The organism is Flavobacterium collinsii (genome assembly GCF_946903285.1).
Taxonomy (GTDB): domain Bacteria; phylum Bacteroidota; class Bacteroidia; order Flavobacteriales; family Flavobacteriaceae; genus Flavobacterium; species Flavobacterium collinsii.
In genome coordinates, this window is sequence record NZ_OX336425.1 from 4,171,831 (window position 1) to 4,196,193 (window position 24,363).

Below are 24,363 nucleotides of genomic sequence, written 5' to 3' on the forward strand. Positions count from 1 at the left end.
ATACTGTGACTTTTTTTTCTATTACAAAAAAAAGACTCCTGACAAAATGCGTCAGAAGCCTTTTCATAAAAAAACAAAATAATACTATTACTGAAAAGCTATTTTTTTTAGAAACTGTATCCAAGTGCTAAATTAAATCTTGTACCGTTTCCTCTGGTATAATTGGCATTTGTTCCAAAGAACTGAGAAGTTGTTGGGTAATAATCTGTATTGAATATGTTTTCTATTCCAAGTTTTACTCTAATGCTGTCCGTTACTTTGTATGCCGTAGCCAGATTCCATAAGTTGAAAGAATGAATTGGTCCTTCACCAATAGCATAAGCTCCTTTGGCATTTGGTTTAAAAACATCGCGATCGCCTACATACATCCAATACAATTCAACGTTTAATCTTTCACCACCATATTTTGCATAACCTGTAATTTTAACCGGAGGGATTCTGTTTGATTTCAGGTAAATATCTGTCGGACCATAAAAATGACCGTCAGAATCTTTGTCTCCTCTTCCCTGTACATTAGCATAGTTTCCTCCTACTGTCAATTGTTTCAAAATTTGATAATCGGCCTGAACTTCATATCCCCAAACTCTTTCCGGTAAACGCTCTGCTACCAGGAATCCATCTACCTGAATCAGATTGGTTCCCAGTTTTGAAGTACTCAAATAATAGGAAGCACTCAAATTGAATTTCCCTAACTGACTGCTAAAACCACCCTCATAATTATTAACGATAATAGGTTCGGTCTCTAATTTAGATATTGCATCCTGTTTTGCGTTTGTTAAAACTCTTCCTAAATCAAATACAGAGAAAGCCTGAGAAAAACTCACAAAAGGATTAAAGAATTTAAATCTTGAATATCTGATCCCTGTGTTAAAAACAAAGGCATCATAAGTAAGGTCACCACCTTTTACAGCAATACTTCCCGCTCCGTTTGCACCGGTAGCAAGAGTGTTGTAGTCGTCGATATTGATTTTAATATTTTCGGCACGTAAACCTGCTTTTACATTCCAGTCGCTAAACAATTGTGTCGATATTTGTGCATAAGGAGCCAGATTGACCATATTGATATTTGGAACCCAAACACGCCCGTCAACCAATTTTTGGTTCGTTTTGTCATTCAATAAATCGAAACCATAAGTTACATCACCTGTAAAATTAGAAGAGATTGTAAAAGGAGAATTCAAATATACTCTTAAACCTTTTTTGGTAGATGCAGTTTGCGATTGTCCACTTCCATAGAAAAAAGTAGAGTTAGAAAATATCGTTAAAAAATCCTGAAAATAAAGGTTTGCCGTAAGCGAAGTACTTCCAAAAATCTCTTTGTTTACATATTGAAGATTAGCATTGTGATTGTAACGATTTCCTTCATCTACACCCGGTCTGTTGCCCAATACTCCAATTGCCGGACTTACTCCGTATACGCCATTTTTAAGGACAAAATCAGAATCCTGATTGGAACTGAAGTAATTGTACATCAAATCGATTCTTTGTTTAGTGGTTAAATCGTAACCTACTTTTGTAAAAACATTGTATGCTTTAGTTTCCCCTAATCCGTATTCAGGAGAAATAACCTGTCCTGCTCCATCACGAAAAACACCTGTCTTTTCATAAGTTCCGCCAACCATATAGTTGAACTTATTGATTTTTCCGTAAAACTGCTGATTAAATCGGTATCCTGCAGTACTGTCTCCTTTAATATTACCTGTTGTTCCAGCCTCACTGTATCCGGCAAATTTCTTTTGAGTTTTCCCCGATTTAGTAATATAATTAATCAAACCTCCATCGGCACCATTACCATAAATAGCCGTAGCTCCTTTGATTACCTCGATACGCTCAATTACGGAAGGATCTATTGAACGAAGTTCACGTCCTGCTGATTTTAGCGGTGTCGATTGTGGAATTCCGTCGATAAGAACCAAAGGATTTCTTCCACGAAGTGTCTGACCGTAATTTCCTGTATTGTTTGTTGCCGATCCTAAACCCGGAACTGCAAATGCCACAACATTAGCAATATTTGAACTCACGATAGATAAATTGTCAATATCCTTTGCGTTGATTACGGTTACAGAAGAAGGTGTTTTAGATAAAGTTTCTACCTTTCTGCTGGCCGAAACTATAATTTCATCCAATTGGTCACCGCTTTTCTCCGAAACTTCGGTTTCTTTACCGGTAAACTTCAATTGTAAAGTTACGGTGGCAGTTTCATTGTTTGCAACTGTAACCTCCTGCTCGATTGTTTCATAACCGGACAATGAAGCCTGCAGCGTATAAGTGTTTTCTGCTATTTTACTGAATCGAAAACTACCATCGGTATTAGAGGTCGTTTTGTATTTTGAATTTTTAAGGGTAATTGTTGCTCCGTAGGCTGATCTACCGTCAGAAGTTCTAATCTCTCCCTTAATTTTTCCACTATTTTGTTGTGCAAAAGAAGAGAAGACAGAAAATAAAAGGCTAATAATAAATAAAAACTTTGACGTTCTTAAACTAAGATATTTCATTGATTTTTAAGTTTTGGTTAGTGATTTTATTCTTATTTAGAATTAATAAAAACAGCGCAAAAGTAAAGATTAATAATTGTTTAACAAGTACTATTTCGATTTATTCTATAGAATTTTCACTAATCTTCTTGTTATTGTCAGAAAATAAATCTATTTTAAACCAATTCATTAGTCGCAAATATTTTTAACTCCGTCCTTTTTCTTTTCCCACAGATTTTGCAGATTAAGCAGATTTTTTAGTCTTTCTAGCTGTAGTAATCATTTAAACACATCGAACATCCACTTTTTCACTTAAAATATAACGTTTCACAGTCAACATCTCACTTTTCACTTTTCACTTTTCACATAAAACCAAGCTGTAAGTTTTCACTGCAAAAAGCATTATTCACTTGTCTGCGAAGTGTAATTCTAAAGCATTTTTAAGATATTCACCTTTATTTTTTACTTAAAACAAGAAAGATTTAGTCTAAATAAGTATAAATTTGCGACGGATTTTCGGTTGGAAAGAATTTATCTCCAGCGAAAAACTGACCCTATTAGGGTATAAACTCCAATGCCATAAACCAAAATAAGACTATTAATGAAGAAAGGAATAAAGAAAACTATCGGACAATTACATTTATGGCTGGGACTTGGCTCAGGTTTAATCGTTTTTATTGCTGCATTAACAGGAAGTATTTTAGTTTTTGAAAAAGAGATTGACCAAGTGGTAAATCCACAGTATTACCACGTTTCTTCTATAGGGAAAACCAAAAAAACGATCGATTACTGCACAGATGTCCTTCAGAAAGAATACGGCATCAAAAAGATTAGCCGAATTTCTACTTTTAATGATCCTTCACGTACGATACAAATTCTGGGAAAAGATTCAGATAAAAAAGCACAATTTTTTTCTCTTGATCCGTATTCTGGAAAAGTACTAGCAACAACGCCTCAGGAAAGCAGGTTTTTTGTGGTGGTACTTTCACTGCACAGGCAATTGTTAATGGGAGATGCGGGGCAACTTATCATGGGATCTTCCTGTCTTATCTTTGTTTTTATGCTGATCTCGGGTATCGTTTTGTGGTGGCCCAAAAAAATGAAACATTTAAAGCAGCGTCTTTCAGTAAAATGGAGCGGTTCTTTCAAAAGGATCAACTGGGATTTTCATTCTACTTTTGGCTTTTACAGTTTTTTAGTTTTACTTATTATTTCGCTAACCGGTCTGACATTTGCCTTTGACTGGTTTCAAAGTGGCCTTTACCTGGTGACCGAAGGGACGACGAAGAAAACTTCTTTAAAAGTAGAAAATCCAACCAAAATAGATCCTAAACTCAATAACACGGCTTTTTACCAAAGCATTTACAATACTACGGACAGTATTTTTCCTTATGATGGAAATATTCAAATCAGAATGCCTGTGGATACCATCAACAGTATTACGGTCCTGAAAGAAGATGTGGAAAGAATCATTCCGCACCAATCCAGTTCTGCTTATTTTGATAAGTATACTGCGAAAAATATTGAGAACAGACACTTCGCAGCCTATTCCAAAGGAGATAAACTGAGACGTTTGATGTATCCAATTCACACTGGCAGTATCTATGGTTTGACGACTAAAATAATTGCTTTTCTGGTCTGTCTTTTTGCTGCAACATTACCTATTACAGGTTTGTTGATTTGGCTGGGCAGGAAGAAAAAATAGGTTTTGTATGCTATTATATTTCTCTAAAGAACAACCATTTTTTTAGGCTTTTGAGATACTTTTGAAGCATTTTGCAAAATAAAAACTATCGTAAGTTGTTATGTATCAAAAAATTAATTAATTTTAATCCCCCTATTCTACTAAATCTTTTTATTCTTTGTTTAATCTGTCGGCTAAAATCCAAAAAGCATGAAATGGTTCAACACTTTAACAATAAAAAAGTTTACGGAAAGACTTTCAAAATCCCATTCTAATGAAGGGCCGGCTCATCTGGAAAAAGGAAGGCAATTCTTTTTGTCGAACCAGTTCCAGGATGCACTGTTGCATTTAAACAATGCGATCAATTCAGGATTTGATCAGGGAGTTTATGCTTTGAGGGGAAATTGTCTTCAAAAACTCGATTATCATTATAATGCCATTGAAGATTTTGACAAAGCCATTGAAACTGATCCTTTAGAGTTTTCTATTTACTACAATCGAGCGGTATCCAAAAGAGCAATCTTAGATTTTACAGGCCATATAGAGGATTTGCACAATGCAATCTATTACTACAAAAAACATTCGAATATCGAAAACCAGGTGCTCAAAACTTTTGAAACCGATTTACAGGCGGCTAAAATGGATATAGAAGGCCCGGTACAAAGCAGATACGAAGGACGAAAAGCTCCATCCTTAGAAATAAAATCGCTGATCAGAGATTCTCTAAATCTCATTAAAAAAGCAAAGGGTAGAAATACCGCGGTGAATTGATTTCTTTCCTATTTCTGAAAACTTTTTTTGTTTTAAAGTGGTACTAAAAAAAGTACACAGATGAAGCGGATTCGCCAGGCGAAGACGCGGATCTGCACGGTTTTTTTTTGTTTTATCTGGGATAGGATTACTTTATCATGATAGCGTATTTTATTCATCTAAAAATCCGTTTTCATCCGCGTTTTCGTGAAACGAATCCGTATCATCCGTGTGCCATGATCCTAACTATAAAAATACAAAAGTTCACACTAAGACTTCCCTTCTTTTGCAACTCACCCGCTAATTGTGTTATATTTACCATATTAAACTGAAGTTTTATTATGGAAGATTTTTTAATTGGTATTGGAAAGAGATTAAAAGAGATCAGGAAGAAAAATTCATTAACCATACATGAAGTAGCCAACAGAGCCGGAGTTAGCAACGGTTTGATTTCCAGAATTGAAAACGGAAGAACAATTCCTTCCCTGCCCGTTTTGATTGAACTGATCCAATCCTTAAATACGGATGTGAGTTATTTTTTCGAAGGCGTTGAAAATACCAAGAATGCGAAGTACATTCATATTAAAAAAGACGATTATCAAAAGATAGAAAAAGAGGACCGTGCTGAAACTACCGGTTTTAACTACTATCATATTTTCAGCAAAAGCATCAATTCTATTGGTTTTGAAGCCGTAATCCTTGACGTGGAGCCTAACTGCAAACGCGAAAAAGTAATCACAGATGCTTGGGAGTTCAAATACATCATCAAAGGAAGTGTAACTTATATTATTGACGATTCAGAAGTAGTTGTCAATGAAGGTGATTCCTTATGCTTTAACGGAAGACATCCACACGTACCTCAAAACAGAACGACAGAAAACTGCGTGATGCTGGTGCTTTACTTTTATTCAGAGAGTAATAGTTAGATTTAACCGTTTTTAACCGCAAAGAACGCTAAGTTATTTTTACAGGTCAAACCTTTTAAAAAACAAAATTCACAAAGCTTTGTAAATAAAATTTCGCGAATCTTGCATAACATCTTTGCGCTCTTTGCGGTTAAACTCATCTCTTTACATTAAAAAAACTTTGCGAACCTTGCGTAACATCTTAGCGTTCTTTGCGGTTAAACTCATCTCTTTACATTAAAAAAACTTTGCGAACCTTGCGTAATATCTTAGCGTTCTTTGCGGTTAAACTCCAAGCCAGAATCAAATCAAAAAGGCTACCTTCAAAATGAAGATAACCCTTTAAAAAACAAAAAACACAAATTTTTTAGTTCCCTGCCGGAAGCCAAGAACGGCCGTCTAATGACCATCCACTATTGATAGGTACACCAAACCATTGTAGCGAAGAATAGGCAATATCGACCATTTTTGGAACTACTCCCGTCGCAGTGCCACATTTTAAAGTAGCAGTACTGGTAGTCCAACTAGGTGTGTTTGGAAAAGTAAGCCCCACTTGCTGGCTGCTTGAATCGGTGAAACTGTTTCCTGATCCGTTATCTCCTTTCCAATATCCGATAAGATTTGAATAATCCGGATGAGAAGCGGTAACCGATGAACAGGTATAATTGAAAATGGAAGCTTCAGTTAAGGCTTTGTTCCATACGCGAACCTCAGCAATATTTCCGTTTACATTTGCACCATACGTCAGGGTTCCGTCCTGTCCGATAGCGAAAGGCAAACCTGAAGTCAAACTTCCAAAACTGGCGCCAATAGCTGCCTGGCCTACAAAAGCACCATCCTGATACGTTTTTACCAATTTGGCTGTGCGGTCCACCACAAGTGTCAAATGATGCCATTTCCCATCATTGATTGTCCCACCGGAAATATCCACACGACTTTGAGTATCCCCAATATTTACCTTCCATGTTCCTCCGGTATTGGCACAAATTACAAATCCACGGTTTTTACCACTCACCCAGTTTTTATTCGAAACCAATGACGGATCACTGCTGTAACCTGATGTTTTTACTCGGCATTCAACTGTAAAACTTGAAGTTCCGAAATTGTAAAGCGCATTGGCTGTTGAAGCATAAACACTATTTGAATTAAAATTGACAAATTTACCGGTAATCGTTGTGGTTGGATCTACCGGCTTTTCGATCTTAGTCGAAGTGAAATTTTTGTTGTTGAAAATGGTAAAAATATTTCGCTCTTCGTAGGATGTCCCGCCATGTGATCCGCTGGAACCTGTAACGATACCACCATGATCCGGTGCAACTACAACCAGCCAGTCTTCATTGGCATAGTTGGGTCTGTTTTTTAAAGCTGCTAAAATTTCTCCTATATAACCGTCTGTTGTTTCAATTGAAGCTTTGTATTGCGACACATTAAGCGAAAATCCATAGCTGTGTCCGGCGTGATCGACATCATCAAAATGCAGAAACAAAGCGTCCGGGTTGTCGTTTGTAAGTGCAGCAACCACCTCATTTTTAACAGCCACATCAGTCGTGAGCGTTTTCTCTACATCAATTCCGTCCACAATGTAGGTATTGATCGGTGCCCAATGCACGATTGACATGGTTTTTAAAGCCGCATTATAAGTCTCAAGTCGTTTTAAAAAATTCGGATAAGCTGTGAAATTCGGACTCGAAAATGAATTATCCGTTACGCCATGTTTCAAATGGGTAACTCCGGTAAGCATCGTCGACCAGCCGTTTCCACTCCATGTAGGTGCTTCGGTCAAAGCATCGAGGCTATAGACAGCATTGGGCAATAAAGCATGAACATTAGGTGTATTGGCTCCCATTAAAGCATCCCCGCGACAGCCGTCAATTCCAATAATCAGTAATTTTCTGGTCCCACTGCTTAAAGCAGATTTACCTGTTTTGGCCTTTGTTTTATCATTTAAGGCCTGTTCGTTATCTTTAAATGCGGAATCATTGGTACAGGATGTGACTAAAAGCACACTTGCAAGAATTGTAATGTAACTTAATCTAAAAATCTTTTTCATTGGGTTGAATTGTTTTATGGTTACTATTTATTTACTTGTTTGAAACTTTTCCTGCAGGGATATTGTTTTAACTAATTAGCGAATTGTTTAATGTATAGTGTAGGTACTCAAAATACACACAAAAGATATTTTTACTCTAAATAAATGATGTGCTTTTTTTCTCTCGCAGATTGCTTCGCCTGTTCGCTATCGTTCGGGTTAGCAGCTTTTTAATCTTTCCTCTAAAATCTTTATTCTTTATTCTTTACTCTATACTCTTTGTTCTATAATCTCTACTCCTTTTTACTTCACACCTCACACCTAACACTTCGACCCAATAACCCCATAAAGTGATGCCAGTGAATCTAATATGTAATCCGGTTGGGCTTCTTCGAGCTGCTGTCTGGTTTGTGCGCCTGACAAAACTCCTACGGTCAAACCACATTTAGCATTTTTTCCTTCTTCTATATCTATAGCCGAATCACCTGCTTTTAGTACTTTAGAAGCGTCTTCAATGGCAAACAATTGCATGGCTTTATGTATCATATCCGGAAAAGGACGTCCCAGCACTACATCATCGGCTGTGATCAGGGCATCGTATTGATTTCCTTCTTTCCAGTTTAGCTTTTCTAATAAAGTATTGGCAACATGACTGCTGTATCCTGTGTTTAAGACTACTTTTATACCGTCATTTTTAAGGTTTTTCAAAACCTTTTCGACACCTTCTATGGGTAAAACCTGAGCCGAAAGGTATTCTTTGTCCAATGTTTCTTTAAAGTAGTCAAATATTAAAGCCGACTTGTTCATATCTGTTATGTTCAAGTGTATTAAAATATCCTTGATAGCCTGATGCTTTTCTTTTCCTGCTCCTAAAGACAATACCAGTTCAAGAGAAACATCAATACCGAAGTGATTAATCGATTTATGTAATGTTTTGTAAACTATATTTTGCTCATTTATTGTTGTTCCTGCCATGTCAAAAACAACCATTTCAAGTTCATTAATTTTCATTTTGTGTATTTTTTAAAAAAAATTATAGTTTTTGGTTGGTGGTTAATGGTTGATGGTCTAAAATCTATTGTTTATTATTTATTGCTCTAGAAAGCACTATAAATGTAGATTATAAACTATGATTAATAATTTCCCTGATAACTCATAAATCATAAATCATAACTCATAACTCAAACCTCACAATCCCTAAGCATTAAAAATCATATCAATATTATGTTTGGCAAATCCTGCGCTGCCGGTCATTCCTTTACCTCCTATTCCGGTTATGATGTGAATGTTTTGGTCAACAGTATATTCAAAGATATCCTTTGTTTTACATTGCGAATACATGCCAAACCATCTGTTTTGGATTTCATACGTTGGAAGATCGATTATCTTTTTGGCTTCTTCAATCATAAAATGGTCGATATCCATATTCAGGTCAAAACCTAAAGAGTCAATTTCTTTTGCGGGAGCATATTCATGAGAATCTCCAAGAATCACTGAGCCGTCAAGGGCTTGTTTGAACAAGATGTGAATACCATATTTTTTCTCGAAACTATCCGGATTTTCCTTTGCTTTAATGGCCTGATACGATTTGCATTCTTCAAAAGATTCGTATCTTCTGATCGTCAATCCGGTTAAGATAGAACCGTCTAGTTTATAATTTTTCTGAGGTTTGGTTTGCAGCATCTGTAGTTTAGAAACAATCAGATCGCTGTTATTGTAAATCTCAGGATATAAAATTTTGAAATCACTTCCGTTGCAAATGATAATTTTTGACGCTTTGTATTCTAGGCCGGTGGCGGTTATGGCTACAACCTCATCATTTCTATCTTCCGTTTGTACTACGGTAGTATTCATAAATAAATCTAGCCCCAGACTGGTTGTCATGAACTGGTGCAATTTATGAATCATTGTAGAAGGTTCAACGGTTACTTCTTGCGGGAAAAATAATCCTCCAGTACAATAATCAGCTCGTAATCCATTGTATTTGGTCAGACATTGTTCTTTTGTCAGCAAATTAGATTCATAATCGTTCGAAATATTAATTTGATGTAACTCTTCTATCAACTGCATTTCTTCTTCGTTTGACGCTACATAAATAGTTCCGTTTTGACGCAAATTAATATCAAACTGCGATTGAATGTCTTTATAGATATTTAAACTTTCTTTTCCGAAATTTTGCCACTTTCGATCCATCCCGGACGGTACAACCTGTCCAAAATTTCTAACGGTTGCGCCTTCCGGTTTGCTGTTTTTTTCCAGAATGGCGACCGATAATCCTTTTCTCAGGGCGTGATAGGCGTGAAATGTTCCTAAAACTCCGGATCCAACAATTATTAAATCATACTTCTCTTTCATGTTTGTGTTTTTATTTGTGTTACTGTTTATTTGTTTTTGGTTTATGGTTTGTTGTTTCAGGTTTCAGGTTTCAGGTTTCAGGTTTCAGGTTTCAAGTTTCAGGTTTCAAGTTTCAGGTTTCAAGTTTCAGGCTTCAGGTTTCACCTGCGTCTCACATTTCACATCTCACATTTTACATTTTACATCTCATAACTCATAGCCGTGGGAATTTCGACAGTTTTTCTAAACTTCCTTTTAAAATAATTAAAGGACATTATGGTGGTGATGATCCCTACGAAAGAGAGCAGGTAAATACAAGTGGTAAAAAAGTTCAATAAAGAAATTTTTCGGTCTCCAAAATTTTTGAAAAACAATACCAAAACACTCCCTAAATAACCAAAGGCATCGGCGATGTAAATTAAAAATCCAGTATTTCCATCTATTTTATAAGTGGCTATCATTCGGTCAAAAAATAAACCGTTAAACGGAATGTAGCAAACGTACATTCCAAATCCTGAAATGATCATCCACGGAAGTGCTGACATCAGATGTTTTTGAAACAGGAAAGTTGTGATTCCTATAAGTACTGAACCTACAAACAATACCAAATGATAATTGCGGAAAGCTTTATAATTGTTTTTCATGCTTCCTAAAATCCCTAAAATAACCAAAACTGATATGGCAATGGGAATTTCTGAGTACATATAAATTGAAATACTCTCTTTGTATCCCAAGCAATCCCATAATTCTCGCGCAAAATTATCTCTGAACTCACGCATGGCCGTTAGCATAGCATAAAAGACAATAAGTATTGTTAGCGGAAAAGCAAATTGTCGGAACAACAAAGCGCGTTCTTTTTTAGCCAATGGTTTACGCTTAGATCGCAGGGCCAAATCCTCGCTATCCGGATTTGGGATTTTTTCCAAAAACAATGAAAATGCAATTAACGGAACAATAAAAATTAACCCCGAAACAAAAGGCATCCAAAACTCATTGCATCCCAAAACCTTCAAGACAAAGATTCCCACAGATTTTGCAGCTCCGGAAGAAACGATAAAACTCGAACATAAAATGACCCCTAATAATTCTGTTGTTTTCCGGCCTTCGATATAAGAGAAAACAATTCCCCAAATCATTCCGAGAGGTAATCCGTTAATGAATAAAAACAAGATGTTATAGGGTGCCGGTACCAAAGCAAAGCCCAGTAAAGCCAGTTCGGAAATAACAATAAAACTGATTAGGTATAAAATTCTCCTGGCTGATTTCAATTCAGATATAATCTTGATTCCTAAAAACTTAGAAAAAGTATATCCTAAAACCTGTGCCAGAATCAAGAGAATTTTGTAATCTATTCCCCAAAAAGAAAGCTGATCGAATGTGGCTACCGTGAAAGGTTTTCTAAAAGCATACATACAAAAATAGGTGCCAAATGCCGCTATAGATGTTTTGAGTATGAACCTGAAATTAGATGCTTTTTTAGACATTAGTTCTTGAAATTTAGCGTGATAATTGTCTTGTAAATAAGAAGCGTTTACTATTGTTTTTAAAAACCCGTTGCTTGCAGTAGATTAAAAAAAAATAAACTGTAAAAATAAAACCTACCAGCATCCAACGGGTTAACTTATAGTTGTCTATAAATTATATTTTAAACCTAGATTAAACTTCATCCCGTAATATTCCACCTGTTTTGGACGATTTGGTGTTTCTCCAAAATGATACATTAAAGGTTCATTCAATACATTATTTACATCACTGAAAATGGTAAAATGATCTCCAATTTTATACGAAGCAGAAAAATCAAGTGAGTTGTATTTACCGTAATAAATATCATTCATGTCTGTATTTTTAGCATTGGCATCAAAACTTGTAGCATAAGCTCCTTTGTGATTAAAGGCTGCTCTCACATTCAATTTACCACTCTCATAGAACAATTGCAGGTTGTAAAGTTCTTTGGCCTGATAAGGAGTAGACACTTTTCTTCCGTTAGGATTATTAGCATTCTGCCCCAAAGTCATTTCAGAGTTCATAAGTGTTGCATTGATCTGAGTTCCAAAATACTTAAGGAAGCCTGGCAAGAAGCTGAATCTCTTGGTAATTCCAAATTCAACTCCGCCTACCCATGCATTTCCACCATTAGCAGGCGAACTGATTTCTATATTAGGAATTCCGTTGATCGTTCCCTGGTAAGTGTCATCAAAAATTGGATCCGTAATCGACTTGTAAAATACACCGGCATTGATAATTCCCACCTCATCCAGGAAGTATTCTCCAAGCAAATCGAAGTTCCAGGAATAGGTTGGATTTAAATTTGGGTTTCCTCCTGCATACTCCCCATCAATCGTGTTTAGTGAACCTGCTGGTGAAATGTCTCCAAAATTGGGTCTTGCAAATGTTCTGGTAGTAGCAAAACGAAGGTTTAAATTCTCAATCGGAGTATATTTTACATGTACCATTGGAAGTACCGATGTATAGGTTTTCGTATTTTCGGCATCGACTACCACATTATTCTCTACAGTTTTACCGGTTACCTGTGTTATAGTATTGGTTACTCTCAATCCTCCTAAAATGGTCCATTTATCGGATACATTATAGGTTGACATGGCATAAACAGAAGAGGTCGTTTCGCCTACATTAAAGTTTCTTCCCAATCCTTTTCCTAATTCAGGAATTTGAGAATCTGCAGGGTTTAAAACCAAATTTGCTTTCGAGGTATTGAATAATCTTGTCATTCCGTCCGGAGATAAAACCGGACCAAAGCTGTTTCCGATCAAAGTACCGGTTTCTTTTCTCATATAATTTGTACCACCAGGCTGGTTGATTAAATCAGGAGCATAGTTTGACAAATAAGGCGTTGGCGATCCTGTCCAGTTGTAGTATTCGTCTCTGAAAGTAGCAATACGGTCTTTGTCAGTTAATTTTGCACCGAACTTCATTTTAAGATTTTCATTAAAATTGTGCTCGTAGTTTACAGTCGCAATAATATTGTCTCTTTCAACGATGTTGATTTTGTAAAGTTCTAAAGTAGAAAACTTCATTTTTGTCGGATCTGTTTTAAAATTTGGATCTGAATAAAAATCAAATATAGATTTTGGATTGTTCGGGTCGAGCTTTCCTCCATCTGCAGCCCAGTAAGCTCTTGGACCTCCGGCCCCACCATTGGCAAGCGGCACTGTATTTAAATATTCCGGCTTAACACCTACTCCGGTTTGATTGAACTGAATTAAAAAGTAACTATTGTCTTCTGCATTTGGAATGTTTCCGTACTTGAATCTGTTTCTGTAAGATGCCACGCTCCAATCTAAATTTCCATTTGCCAATTGATGTTTCCCTCCCAAATCAATACCTATAAACTGTGTCATTAACTGGTTATGGATGTCTTGTTGCTCAACAGTCAGCGCATTTGTTGCTCCATTGAATTTATCAAATCTAATACGATGTTTGTAATGTGTTTCTTCATCCGTAAGTCCGCCATAAGTAGCCTTTAGGAAAATTTTATCTCTCGATGATGGATTGAATTCCATTGCACCATTTAAACCCGTGGTTTTTCTAATTCCGGTATAGTCTCTCAGTTCTAATCTGTAAACACCCTGATCTCCTTGTCTTCTCGCCTCATAATTATCGGTTGCCCAGTTTCTGTCCCAGTATGTACCATTGATAATATACCCGAACTTTCCGTTTTTGCTTTTGTCGCCAATGGTAAGCGATCCGCTATAAATTCCTTTATCTGATTTTTGGTTGTATCCGCTAAAAACACTGGCTTTAATAGTTCGTTTGGTTGGAGCGGTTTGTGTGGTAAAATTTACGCTTCCGCCAATCGCATCACCGTCCATATCCGGTGTAAGTGCTTTGGTAGCTTCAACATACGCAATAAGATCTGAAGGAAAAAAATCAAATGCTGTGGCTCTCGAAGTTGTTTCTTCTTCGGCGGTTGGAATTCGATTTCCATTAATAGTAGTAGACGACCAAAAAGGAGGTAATCCTCTCACCGACACAAAACGTCCTTCACCCTGATCACGTTCTATAGAAACTCCGGGCATACGCTGTACGGTTTCGGCAGCATTACGATCCGGAAGTTTTCCTATCCCGTCGGCTGCAATTACGTTTACAATACTCATCGATTTTTTTTGCATGTTCAGCGCTCTGGCTTCACTATTTCTTTGAGTCATTCCACTCACTACAACTTCATTCAATTCTTTGGAATTCGTTTGCAGTTGAATGATTCCTAACTTTAACTGTTGATTGTCTTTAATATCAATTTTTATATTCTTTACTTCATATCCTATATAGGAGATCTCCAATTCAAAACTGCCCGATCCCACATCCTGAATTGTAAAATAACCACTAAAATCGGTCGTAGCTTTTTGATTATTAGACAATACAATGGTCGCTCCCGGAAGTGGGGATTGTGCGTCGGTAATTGTTCCGCTAATGGTTGCCTTTTGGGCGGTCATGTTTTGAGTAAAAAGTGCAACCGAAAAAATTAAAATTGCCTTGTAAATTGTTTTCATGGTTAATTTGTTTACAAATATTAAATTTATACAAGCAAATAAACAATGATTTTTATAAATAGTAAATAATTGAAAATTATCTAATTGTTAAAGAAAAGAAAATTCAGCAGCCTGATTTGTTAAGTATTTGTAAAAAAAATGTACTATAATGTTTTGATTATTGGTACACTATTATTGTATTTAGGCCTTTAGGTGAAGCAATCTAAGGGAAGTATCATAAAAAACACTTCACCAGGCTTAAGTTAAGTCCTGATTAAGATTAATTTTTTTGAAAAGTCATTTTTTTACTATTTGTAAAATAGTAGTTTGATTTTTTACAAATAATTGATCAATATAAAAGTTATGTATTGATCAAAATTCTTCCGTTTACCAACGATATCACCGCTTCAATTTTCTGGAGCCTTATTATAAATAGAAGACATTCCAGCACATAGGATCACTTTTTTTGTGGGAGTTTGGCTTTCGCTCTTACAGGGCTTAAACAATTATCGTCCTTATTCATAGTGCTTCGCACTATTCTAATTGTCAAAGCTATTTCAGAGCTGGTTAATTTACTACAAACAAAAAAGACCGCAAACGGCGGTCTTAGGTGTGTAAATACCAATTAAATTATCTAAAAAACGGCTCCGTTATTACAATCCGGAAACGGCAAAGTTTATTGTTTTATTAAAATATAACCGATCTGCATTCACAGTTTTGATTTAATTCTTTCACTATGCAACGCTTTCCAATATAGCATTAGAATGATCTTCTACTTTAGCATCCGGCGCGTATTTTCTAAACTCCAAGATTTCCGCATCACGGGAATCTCTATCTTTAAACATTTTACTTGTTCCAATAATCTTTCCGTTAAAAGCTTTAAGATTAAAGTATCTTTCATCTTTTGAATTTGTTTTTCGGAAGAATTTTGTGTTGTCCTGTGAATTAGCTTTTACTGATTCGATTCCTTTCATGCACATAAATTTTCGGGTATATGCTCCACTGCTCAAAATAATTTCGCCATTTTTATTCACAAAATCAAATTGAAATTCTCCATTAGCTCTTTTGTTAACTATAAATTTTTCCATTCTTAAATTAATTATTTATGTACGCTGATACTTCTATTCATAATGCTAAGCACAGCATCTTTAGTCCTTAAAAAAGATTTTAAATGTGGTTCCTTCTCCCACCTGGCTTTCAACCGTAATCTTACCCTTCATAGACTCAATCTGGTTCTTTGTAATGTACAAGCCCAAACCGTTTGCATTCTCGTGCTTATGAAATGTTTTATACATTCCGAAAATTAAATCTCCGTGTTTCTCCAGATCAATCCCTAAACCATTGTCTTTTACCGTCAGTACTTTTTTTCCGTTTTCAATAAAAAAATTAAATTCAACGACCAGGGGTCTTTTAGGATCTGCATACTTTATAGCATTCGTACTCAGGTTTTGCAATACACTTTCAAGATATGCAGGATTAAAACAAACAACTGCTTCGGGAGAAACATTATTGATTACCGTCATATTACTTCTGTCATTATAAGCATTAACAATATTAAGTACTCTATTGAGGTAGTTGTTTACATTGAGAGATTCGATATTAATTTCGGAATTGTTTTGAATATTTACTATTTGGGATAAATCTTCAATGGTTTTACTAAGATCTCCGGAAACCGCACGCAGGTATTTTATGGTTTCGATTTTTTCATCAAAACCTTCCTCTGAATCGATCAAGTCCAGAAGAACTTTAAAATTACCTGCGTGTGAGTTTAGGTTATGTGATACGATATGCGAAAAATTCAATAATCTATTATTCTCCTCTTTATACACTTCCATTTCTCTCTCTAGCTCTAACTCTTTTTCTTTTTGAAAAGAAACATCACTGTGCGTTCCTATTACTTTTAGAGCTTTACCGGCAGCATCACGTTCTACCACCATTCCCTTACTAAGAACCCATTTATATTCTTTTTTTGAAGTCAGCACACGCTGAAAATTTTCGTAAGAAGAAGTTTTGTTATCCAAATGATTCTGCAGTACGCTTAAGTATCCTTCAAAATCATCCGGATGCACTATTTTATTCCAGCCGTCACGAGTATTTGAAATATCTGAAGCTTTCAATTCTAATACCTTCAAAGATTGTGGCGAATAGTAAACTCTATTGGCCACTAAATCCCAATCCCAAATACCTGCATTTGAACTCTCCAGCATAAACTTAAAACGCTCTTCTGTCCTTTTAAGTTTCAACTCCTGTTCTTTTAACTCGGTAATATCTGTTATCCGACCATAAAATTCTACACTTCCGTCTTTATTAACCTGTCTTTTTGAGGTAACCTTAAACCAGCTCAATCCGTTCAAAGGCAATTCTGCTCTGAACACAACACTCCATTTTCTTCTTTTTTTGATAGCATCAAATAAAGAGTCCTTCACTAGTTTTTTATCTTCCGTATGAATTCGGTTGTAAATGGAAAGCACTGTACTGGTAAACATCTTACTTGATAAAACTTCAAACATCTCATAAGTTGCATCATTTATAAATGGCATCTCATAATCGTTATCTGCCGAAATCGTAAACACGAAAAGAGCGTCCTGAATCTCATCAAATGCTTTAGATTTAAAAATACTTACATTTGCTTTTTTCTTTGTATTGTAAAAGTCGAATTCCATAGTCTTGCTTTTTTTACATTCTCTTTCTGTTAACTGTAGTTTTCTCTAACTCTAAATTTGTTGTAGACTTAAAAAGTAATATTTGTTGATCAGACGGCCATATCCAAAAAAAAAAAAATGACCTGACTTGTATAAACCCAAAAACACAAACAAAAGAGCCGTCCGTAACAACAAAAAAAAATCTTTTAATACAGGAAGCTAGATGCTGAAAAAAAATAACCCATTCTACTACAAATCCATCCTTTTTATAAACTTCCAGCAACTGCGTCTTCCTGACACAACAAAAATACATTCAATAAAATCAATACTTTATAGAACATCGAACGTCCTGTTGTAGAATTATTTCTACAGAAAATACATCAAAAAACAAAAGTTTTTTACAAAAAAAAACAGGAACCCAAAAGTTCCTGTTTTTAAATATGTAGGCAATAAATTGTTTCTGATCTGTTATTCTTTTTTGCCGTGTAAATTCGTTAATCAGAATACAGTTGAAAAAACTTGATCAAATCGGCCAGATTATCGATTTCCAATTTTTCAAAAATCCTGTTTTTATAAGTACTTACCGTCGTTTTTTTGATGTTTAAATGTTCAATTATTTCCAGATTGCCATAACCTTTAATTAAAAGCTGTGCCACTTCAATTTCTCTGTTGGACAATACATCCAATGGGTTTGTCGGCTTTTTTGATATATAAGAATCCAGAATCCTGTCTTTAACATTCTGCGTAATATACTTTCCGGATGAGATCATTGAACTGATCGCATTTTTCATTTCTTCCTCAGAAGTTTCTTTATTCAGATACCCTGAAGCTCCTGCGTTTAAATACCGCATAGCATAGATGTTCTCATCATAAGCAGAAAAAATTAATATTTTAACTTCCGGCTGGATTGCTTTTATTTCTGCTATAATATTGATACTGTTTCCGTCTGGAAAGTTCACATCTAATATCAGTAAATCTATATATTCTTCTTTTAAAAGATTAAGTGTATCCTTAAAATTTCCTGCTTTATGAATCAAAGCATTTGAAAATAATTCTTTTATCATTAAAGAAACGCCTTGTCGAACCACACTATGGTCATCGGCCACTAGAAAGCTATAGTTGTTGGATGGTGATTTCATTTTCATTTACCTAATTTAGGGTTATTTCAGCGCTTTTCTGTAACTAATTACCACTTTAACATAATTAATTTGGTCTTATTTTAAACTAAGCTTATAAGGAGATTAAAAATTATTTTAGTCCCTTTGCCTTCCTCGCTCTGAACATCTATTTTTCCATCAAACAATTCTACTATTTCTTTACATAAATTAAGTCCTAAACCTACTCCAAGATCGTTTACTTTACCTGAAACAGTTCCTTGATAATAAAGCTCAAATATATTTTTCAGGTCATTTTTGGCAATACCAATTCCGCTGTCCTGAATTTCAACCTTTAAATTCACGATCTTGCCCGAAGTCTTTTCAAGATCCATCATGATCTTTATAAGCCCATTCTCTGTAAACTTATTCGCGTTACCGATAATGTTATAAAAAAGCTGATGAATTTTTGCTGCATCCGAATTAACTTCAAGCTCCGAAATTAAATTAGAATTAACCTCTATTCTATTCCCTTTACTCTCTACCAATGAGGTCATGGAATTAACAATCTGATGTACTTCCTCCTTAAGATAAAATTGCTTCTTGTTTAGTTTAGGTGCGTAATTTCCATCTTTAGAATACTCCAAGATCTGATTGGCCAGAAGAAGCAATGAGTTAGTCGTAAACTGAATCGATTTAAAAGTGTCTTTTATTTCCGGATCCTTTATAGAGGAACTTATCATTTTACTATAAATAGAAATAATGCTTAAAGGAGATCTGATTTCATGACTGATCATACCCATAATTCTATTCTTAAAATTCAAGCTTTCACGAATCTGCATCTGAGCTGTTGTGAGTCTTTTTTCATACTGAAAAGCCAGTCTTGTAAAGCCAAAAAGTACAAGTGAAACTATAAACATTAACAGAATCAAAATTGCAATGGTGTAGCTTCTCACTATTTTATTCGAATCGTACTGCTTCTGCAACTGCTTTTGAGTATTGTCCTGAAGTACTTTCAACGAATTGTTATAGTTAGGCATAATTGCTGCCTCTAAATTTAGTAATTCATTATTTAACTGCTTTAGTTTAGCATCCTGATCTTTTAAATTCGCAAATGATTTTCTTAGATTCTTAAACTGGTCTTCGTAATATTTGTTGGTAGTATTAAACAAGTTTGCAAATTGTTCTTCGATACTTCCGCTTACCACTTTATTGTCATATTTCATGGTAACGGTGATCTTCAACTGCTCTTTTTGCACATCTACTTTTCCTGCCAAAGCAGCACCCAATCTTGAAAATAATCCTTTTTTAGACACACTGTCTACTTTGATATAAGAATCAGTTTTAATACTGTCTAATATTTTTTTGTACGCGAACTTATTTAGTTTAAAAGGCTGAGTTAAAGTAGTCTTATCCGGATTAATCTGCGATTCAATAATCGAATCGATACTAGTTTTCAAAGACTCTACTGATTCTTCAGACTGATTCTTTTCCTTCAGAATCTTCATGAACTCCTTATTATCCTTTGTAATTAGGCTCAAACTGTCAATCAAACGGCTGATCTCGTTTAAAGAAGCGGTGTATTTATCAAGTGATTCTTTGTCTTTGTAACTGGTATAATTACTAAAGCTTTTTTGAGAATCAACAAATGAGTTGTTTATACTGCTTGTAAAATGTGTTATTTTATTTAATGAATCCATCGAACTAAGCGTCTTTGACATTTCCGACTCATTAGACGATTCGTTGTACCAAATAATTATTGCAATTATCTGTAAAAGGATGACACAGGCTATTAAAGTGTAGTGAATTATTTTTCTGTGCTTGAACTTTAGTTTTAAAAAACTAAATGTACTATTTAAGGAATGTTTTCTAATCAAAATTTATATTTTAAAATGATAAATAAAATAAAGAGTCAAAGAATCAAATCAATAACTCGTGCAATTTTTTTAATTAGGTATCGAAAGAACATCCTGAATGATGTACTACATTTTGAATAAATATTGTTCTATAGCTAAAATTAGTAAACACTAATTCAATTTTAATATCAATAACGGATGTTATTCCTCTAAGATACAGCTTTTTTGCTAAAAAAAAGCAAAGCCACAGCACTTGTCTATCAATATTAACCATAACACAACAGATATTTAAAAGAGATTTGGGGGATCTTTTTAATAGAATAAATAGGTTTGATGCGACAAACATACTTTTATTCTATTTTTTAAATATATACTTGTTTCTATTTTCTTAATAAGAAGCAAAAATAGCATGCAGGGATTAAACCGACTGTAGAACATTCTCTAACAGTCTGTAGAACTTGTTCTACAATTTAATCATTACTTATCACTACAATTTTCTTGCTGCAAAGATACTGTTTTTGAAAAAATATGCCGGATTATTTACGAAATCGTTTGATCAGGAACTAATCTAATGCCCCAACATTGCCGGTTCGTGTGAGTACTCCCCAACTCTGACTTTCGCCTTTAATCGCCTTTTTTAGGGCTCTGAATAAGATAACATACATCAATTGTCTGTAAACAAACCGCTGTGGAATTAGCCAGATGAGTTTACTTAGTTTCTCTTTCTCGAAGACAAAAGCAACTACACTAACCAACATGTCTACCAGCATAAATACCAGGTAATAAATTCCAATTTTATACAAACTGTCTATATTGTTATGGTTCCAGATTAAACTGACGATAAGTATTAAATCGGCCAGCGGAGCAAAAATGGGTAAGACAATCTGAAAAATTAATACATTTGGTAATGATACCATTCCAAGCCCTTTGTACTTTGGATTAAAACAAGCATCTCTATTTTTCCAGAATGCTTGTATAATTCCGTAACTCCAGCGAAAACGCTGCTTCATAAATTCATTCAGTGTCTCCGGGGCTTCGGTAACTGCAATGGCTTCTACACAGTTTACAATGCGATAATTGTTGCGAAGAATTCTAATGGTTAAATCGCAATCTTCAGCCAGTGTATCTGTTGTAAAACCTCCCGCAATTTCTATAGCTTCTTTTCTAAAAGCACCAATCGCGCCCGGTACAACTGTAATTCCGTTCACCAAATCAAAGGCTCTTCGGTCAAAATTCTGGGCTGTTGTGTACTCAATACTTTGCCATCTGGCCAGCATGGTATTTTCATTTCCTACTTTTACATTTCCGGCAACCGCTCCTACTTGTTGGTTATTTTTAAACTGTAGTCTAAAACACTTCATGAGCTGCGAAAGCGCATCTGTTTTCAACTGTGTGTCTGCGTCTATGCAAACAACGAAATCATTCTGAGTTAATGCAATTCCGTGATTTAGCGCCGAAGCTTTCCCGCCATTTGGCTTTGTATGTACTTTTACAATCGCATGATTTTTATATTCCAGATCTACTTTTTTATACGTGCTGTCTTTTGATCCGTCGTCTACAAAAATAATGTCAAAATCAGGGTAATCCTGTCGAAGTAAATTCTGAATTGTTTTAACCGCATTTACCTCTTCATTGTAAGCGGGTACAATTATGCTAACTTTCGGATAATTTTCGTCATTCGTATCATACGTTAGCGGATGTTTGTAATCTTTCCATTTTTTGTAAAAAGCCATCACAGCCATTAACATAATGCGGAAGAATCCCAACAAAATAGCGATCCAGAAAACCGCAGTGATAAAGTGACCAAACCAATACCCCAAATCAAATATGAGGTTGTCAATGGTCATCAGATTCCCTTTGGCCTTGGGCATAATCTCGCTCTTACTTTTTCCTAACAGCTTAGAAACAGTAGTAAATTGAATTCCCTTATCCTTAAAATATTTGATAATTCGCGGTAAAGCCTCTACGGTTGCCTGCCGGTCACCACCTGCATCATGAAGCAGTATGATCCCTTTACTCGGATCGGCTTCATATTGCCGAATTGTTCTGACGTAAATACTATCTGCAGTTACCCCTTTTTCCCAATCATTGGGATCGATGCTTTCCCCAACCGTATAATAGTTCTGTGCTTTACTCAAAGCAACGGGTCTGAGTTCGGCTTCTGTCGTAGGTTCGGCATCGGCATTATAAGGCGCTCTAAAAAGTACCGTGCTTCTTCCTGTAACCGCCTCGATGAGCAATCGTGTCGTTTCCATTTCGGCCGAAGCCCTTTCTTTGCTAACTAATGCAATATTGGGATGAGTGAAAGTATGATTGCCAATCTCATGACCCTCCGCATAAATCTGTTGTAAAAGCGGAATGTTATTCTCTCCTTGTAATCCTACTACGAAAAATACAGCAGGCACTTTTTCGCGTTTTAAGATGTCCAGAATTTGTGGCGTGTACGTAGGATCAGGACCATCATCAAAGGTTAAAACAACCTCTTTGTGAACATTTCCAAACTTACTGATCACATATTTAGTAGGTAATTCTACGTAATTTTCTTCGTCTATAATCGACTCATTCGGATTGGTTTGTAATTTAATTTTACCGGGATGCGGATCTGTCAATACATTTAGAATTTCACCTTCTCCGATATAATCCGGAGCTGAGAAACTCATGTTCACTTTTTCCAGTGTTTTAAAATCGAAGGCTTTATTGGCAATACTTTCATTGGTTAAACTGCGGTTGTAAAAATGCCATAATCTGCCATCTTCACTCCCCAATCGCCACAATGCGGTTCCGGCAATACCATATTCGTCAGCAAAGCGAATGGTATTAAAATTAGTAGCAGCATCAGTAAAATACACCAGATGTTTATTGCCTCTTCCGTCACTATAAGCAAATGAATTGTTGTAACTGTCATTATCAAAATCAATAGTAGCGCCGTATTGTTTTGCTAAAGACAGGGCTTCATCGTAGGTAACAGTTATCCCCTCCTTTTTTTGTTCCCAATCATAGCCGTAACCTGCAAAACAGAGAATAATTTTGTTCGACGGAATTTCTTTGGCTACCTGATCTAAAATTCGCTCTGTCCATTTCTGACTGCTTATTGCCCCGGGAACGCTTCCGCTATAATGCTCATCGTACGCCATTAAAAATATATAATCGTTGTACTCTGTCAGTGCTTTAATGTTGAAATCATCGTCGTTTGGCATTATATCCTGTGTCACAATAAATCCTTGCGGATGTAACTTTTCATAAAGTTCTTTTTGAAAGGCAATAATAGGTTCATCGCTCGACTCTTTAAATTCTTCAAAATCGATATTGATTCCCTGAAATTTGTACAACTTCAGATTTGCTGCGATGTCATTAATCAGTCTTTCTCTTTTTACCTTATCGTGCAAAATCCGATGTATCATATCACCATCGAAGTCCCCTTCACCAATAGATTCATTACTATTATTGATGATTGGAACAATCTTTACACCTGCTTTTTTCATGATTTTTAAAGCGGCGGTATCAATTTCTGTACGCAATAAATCGGTTTTTGGATCTATAAAAAACCATTCCGGCACAACCATATTGAGCTTGCTGATATTTTTTTGAAGAGAGAATAAACTCTGCGGGTCCCAATCGACATAAAAAGCGGCTCTTATTTGCGGAAAATCTATTGCCTCATTTTGTTTCTTAAGCTTATCCATTTTTGATTTAGATCGCAAAAAGCTGTCGAAACCTTTATACTTTCTGAGGTCTTCAGCGCTAAGTGCAGCCGGAATGCTGGGATTGACTAATTTTTGCGTCGAGGGATCATTACCCAACATCGGTAAAGAAGGCTTCAGTCCCTGTTTTAGGGTAATTATAAAAACCGGGATCAACAATAGAAAAAGAAAAATAACTAATCTGGTAGACCATTGAAAGGTTCTCCAACGCAATTTTGTTTCGGTCTGAAATACATGCTTTTTATCATCCATAATTTTTCTCAAAATTGATGTCTAAATGTACACTAATATTCTCCTCTATTTACCTATCAACAAACAACTTAACATGCTTTTACTTAAAAATCCAAAACTATTAATTACGATTCTGAGTATCGTTAAAAATGGTAGTTTATCCTCAGATAATGAAG

General features: G+C 35.5%; 14 protein-coding genes. 3 read left to right on the forward strand and 11 right to left on the reverse strand.

Annotation, left to right across the window (positions count from 1 at the left end):
• Window positions 1–107: 107 nt before the first annotated feature.
• Complete coding sequence (locus OGZ34_RS22375; protein ID WP_317853238.1) at window positions 108–2,495, reverse strand: TonB-dependent receptor; 2,388 nt, start codon at window positions 2,493–2,495, stop codon at window positions 108–110.
• Between the two features lie 580 nt (window positions 2,496–3,075).
• Here OGZ34_RS22375 and OGZ34_RS17040 point away from each other — a divergent pair.
• The 3 genes from OGZ34_RS17040 (at window position 3,076) to OGZ34_RS17050 (ending at window position 5,834) form a co-directional block, all read left to right on the forward strand.
• Complete coding sequence (locus OGZ34_RS17040) at window positions 3,076–4,179, forward strand: PepSY-associated TM helix domain-containing protein (RefSeq protein WP_263361029.1); 1,104 nt, start codon at window positions 3,076–3,078, stop codon at window positions 4,177–4,179.
• Window positions 4,180–4,368: 189 nt separating this feature from the next.
• Window positions 4,369–4,929 carry a tetratricopeptide repeat protein gene (locus tag OGZ34_RS17045; RefSeq protein WP_263361030.1) on the forward strand — a complete coding sequence of 187 codons (561 nt, stop codon included), beginning with the start codon at window positions 4,369–4,371 and terminating at the stop codon, window positions 4,927–4,929.
• A gap of 320 nt (window positions 4,930–5,249) precedes the next feature.
• On the forward strand, window positions 5,250–5,834 hold the full coding sequence (locus OGZ34_RS17050) for a helix-turn-helix domain-containing protein (protein WP_263361031.1): 585 nt from the start codon (window positions 5,250–5,252) through the stop codon (window positions 5,832–5,834).
• Between the two features lie 346 nt (window positions 5,835–6,180).
• Here OGZ34_RS17050 and OGZ34_RS17055 read toward each other — a convergent pair whose 3' ends face one another.
• The 10 genes from OGZ34_RS17055 to OGZ34_RS17100 all read right to left on the reverse strand — a co-directional run bounded on the left by OGZ34_RS17055 (window position 6,181) and on the right by OGZ34_RS17100 (window position 24,208).
• The gene (locus OGZ34_RS17055) at window positions 6,181–7,863 is read right to left on the reverse strand and encodes a DUF4983 domain-containing protein (RefSeq protein ID WP_263361032.1); all 1,683 of its coding nucleotides are present in this window, start codon (window positions 7,861–7,863) and stop codon (window positions 6,181–6,183) included.
• A gap of 300 nt (window positions 7,864–8,163) precedes the next feature.
• Window positions 8,164–8,853 carry a phosphonatase-like hydrolase gene (locus OGZ34_RS17060; protein WP_263361033.1) on the reverse strand — a complete coding sequence of 230 codons (690 nt, stop codon included), beginning with the start codon at window positions 8,851–8,853 and terminating at the stop codon, window positions 8,164–8,166.
• Window positions 8,854–9,039: 186 nt separating this feature from the next.
• Window positions 9,040–10,197, reverse strand: a complete 1,158-nt coding sequence (locus OGZ34_RS17065) for a TIGR03364 family FAD-dependent oxidoreductase (RefSeq protein WP_263361034.1) — start codon at window positions 10,195–10,197, stop codon at window positions 9,040–9,042.
• A 179-nt stretch (window positions 10,198–10,376) separates the two neighbouring features.
• Window positions 10,377–11,660 (reverse strand): DUF5690 family protein, encoded by a 1,284-nt coding sequence (locus OGZ34_RS17070; RefSeq protein WP_263361035.1) that lies wholly within the window; start codon window positions 11,658–11,660, stop codon window positions 10,377–10,379.
• 147 nt (window positions 11,661–11,807) lie between these two features.
• Window positions 11,808–14,684: a TonB-dependent receptor gene (locus OGZ34_RS17075; RefSeq protein WP_263361036.1), complete on the reverse strand. Its 2,877-nt coding sequence runs from the start codon at window positions 14,682–14,684 to the stop codon at window positions 11,808–11,810.
• A gap of 713 nt (window positions 14,685–15,397) precedes the next feature.
• Complete coding sequence (locus tag OGZ34_RS17080; RefSeq protein WP_173965210.1) at window positions 15,398–15,751, reverse strand: YegP family protein; 354 nt, start codon at window positions 15,749–15,751, stop codon at window positions 15,398–15,400.
• A 60-nt stretch (window positions 15,752–15,811) separates the two neighbouring features.
• Complete coding sequence (locus tag OGZ34_RS17085) at window positions 15,812–17,326, reverse strand: PAS domain-containing sensor histidine kinase (RefSeq protein ID WP_173965209.1); 1,515 nt, start codon at window positions 17,324–17,326, stop codon at window positions 15,812–15,814.
• A gap of 473 nt (window positions 17,327–17,799) precedes the next feature.
• Window positions 17,800–18,450: a response regulator transcription factor gene (locus tag OGZ34_RS17090; RefSeq protein WP_173965208.1), complete on the reverse strand. Its 651-nt coding sequence runs from the start codon at window positions 18,448–18,450 to the stop codon at window positions 17,800–17,802.
• A gap of 74 nt (window positions 18,451–18,524) precedes the next feature.
• Complete coding sequence (locus OGZ34_RS17095) at window positions 18,525–20,120, reverse strand: sensor histidine kinase (protein ID WP_263361037.1); 1,596 nt, start codon at window positions 20,118–20,120, stop codon at window positions 18,525–18,527.
• Between the two features lie 698 nt (window positions 20,121–20,818).
• Window positions 20,819–24,208 carry a polysaccharide deacetylase family protein gene (locus OGZ34_RS17100; protein WP_263361038.1) on the reverse strand — a complete coding sequence of 1,130 codons (3,390 nt, stop codon included), beginning with the start codon at window positions 24,206–24,208 and terminating at the stop codon, window positions 20,819–20,821.
• Window positions 24,209–24,363 lie beyond the last annotated feature (155 nt).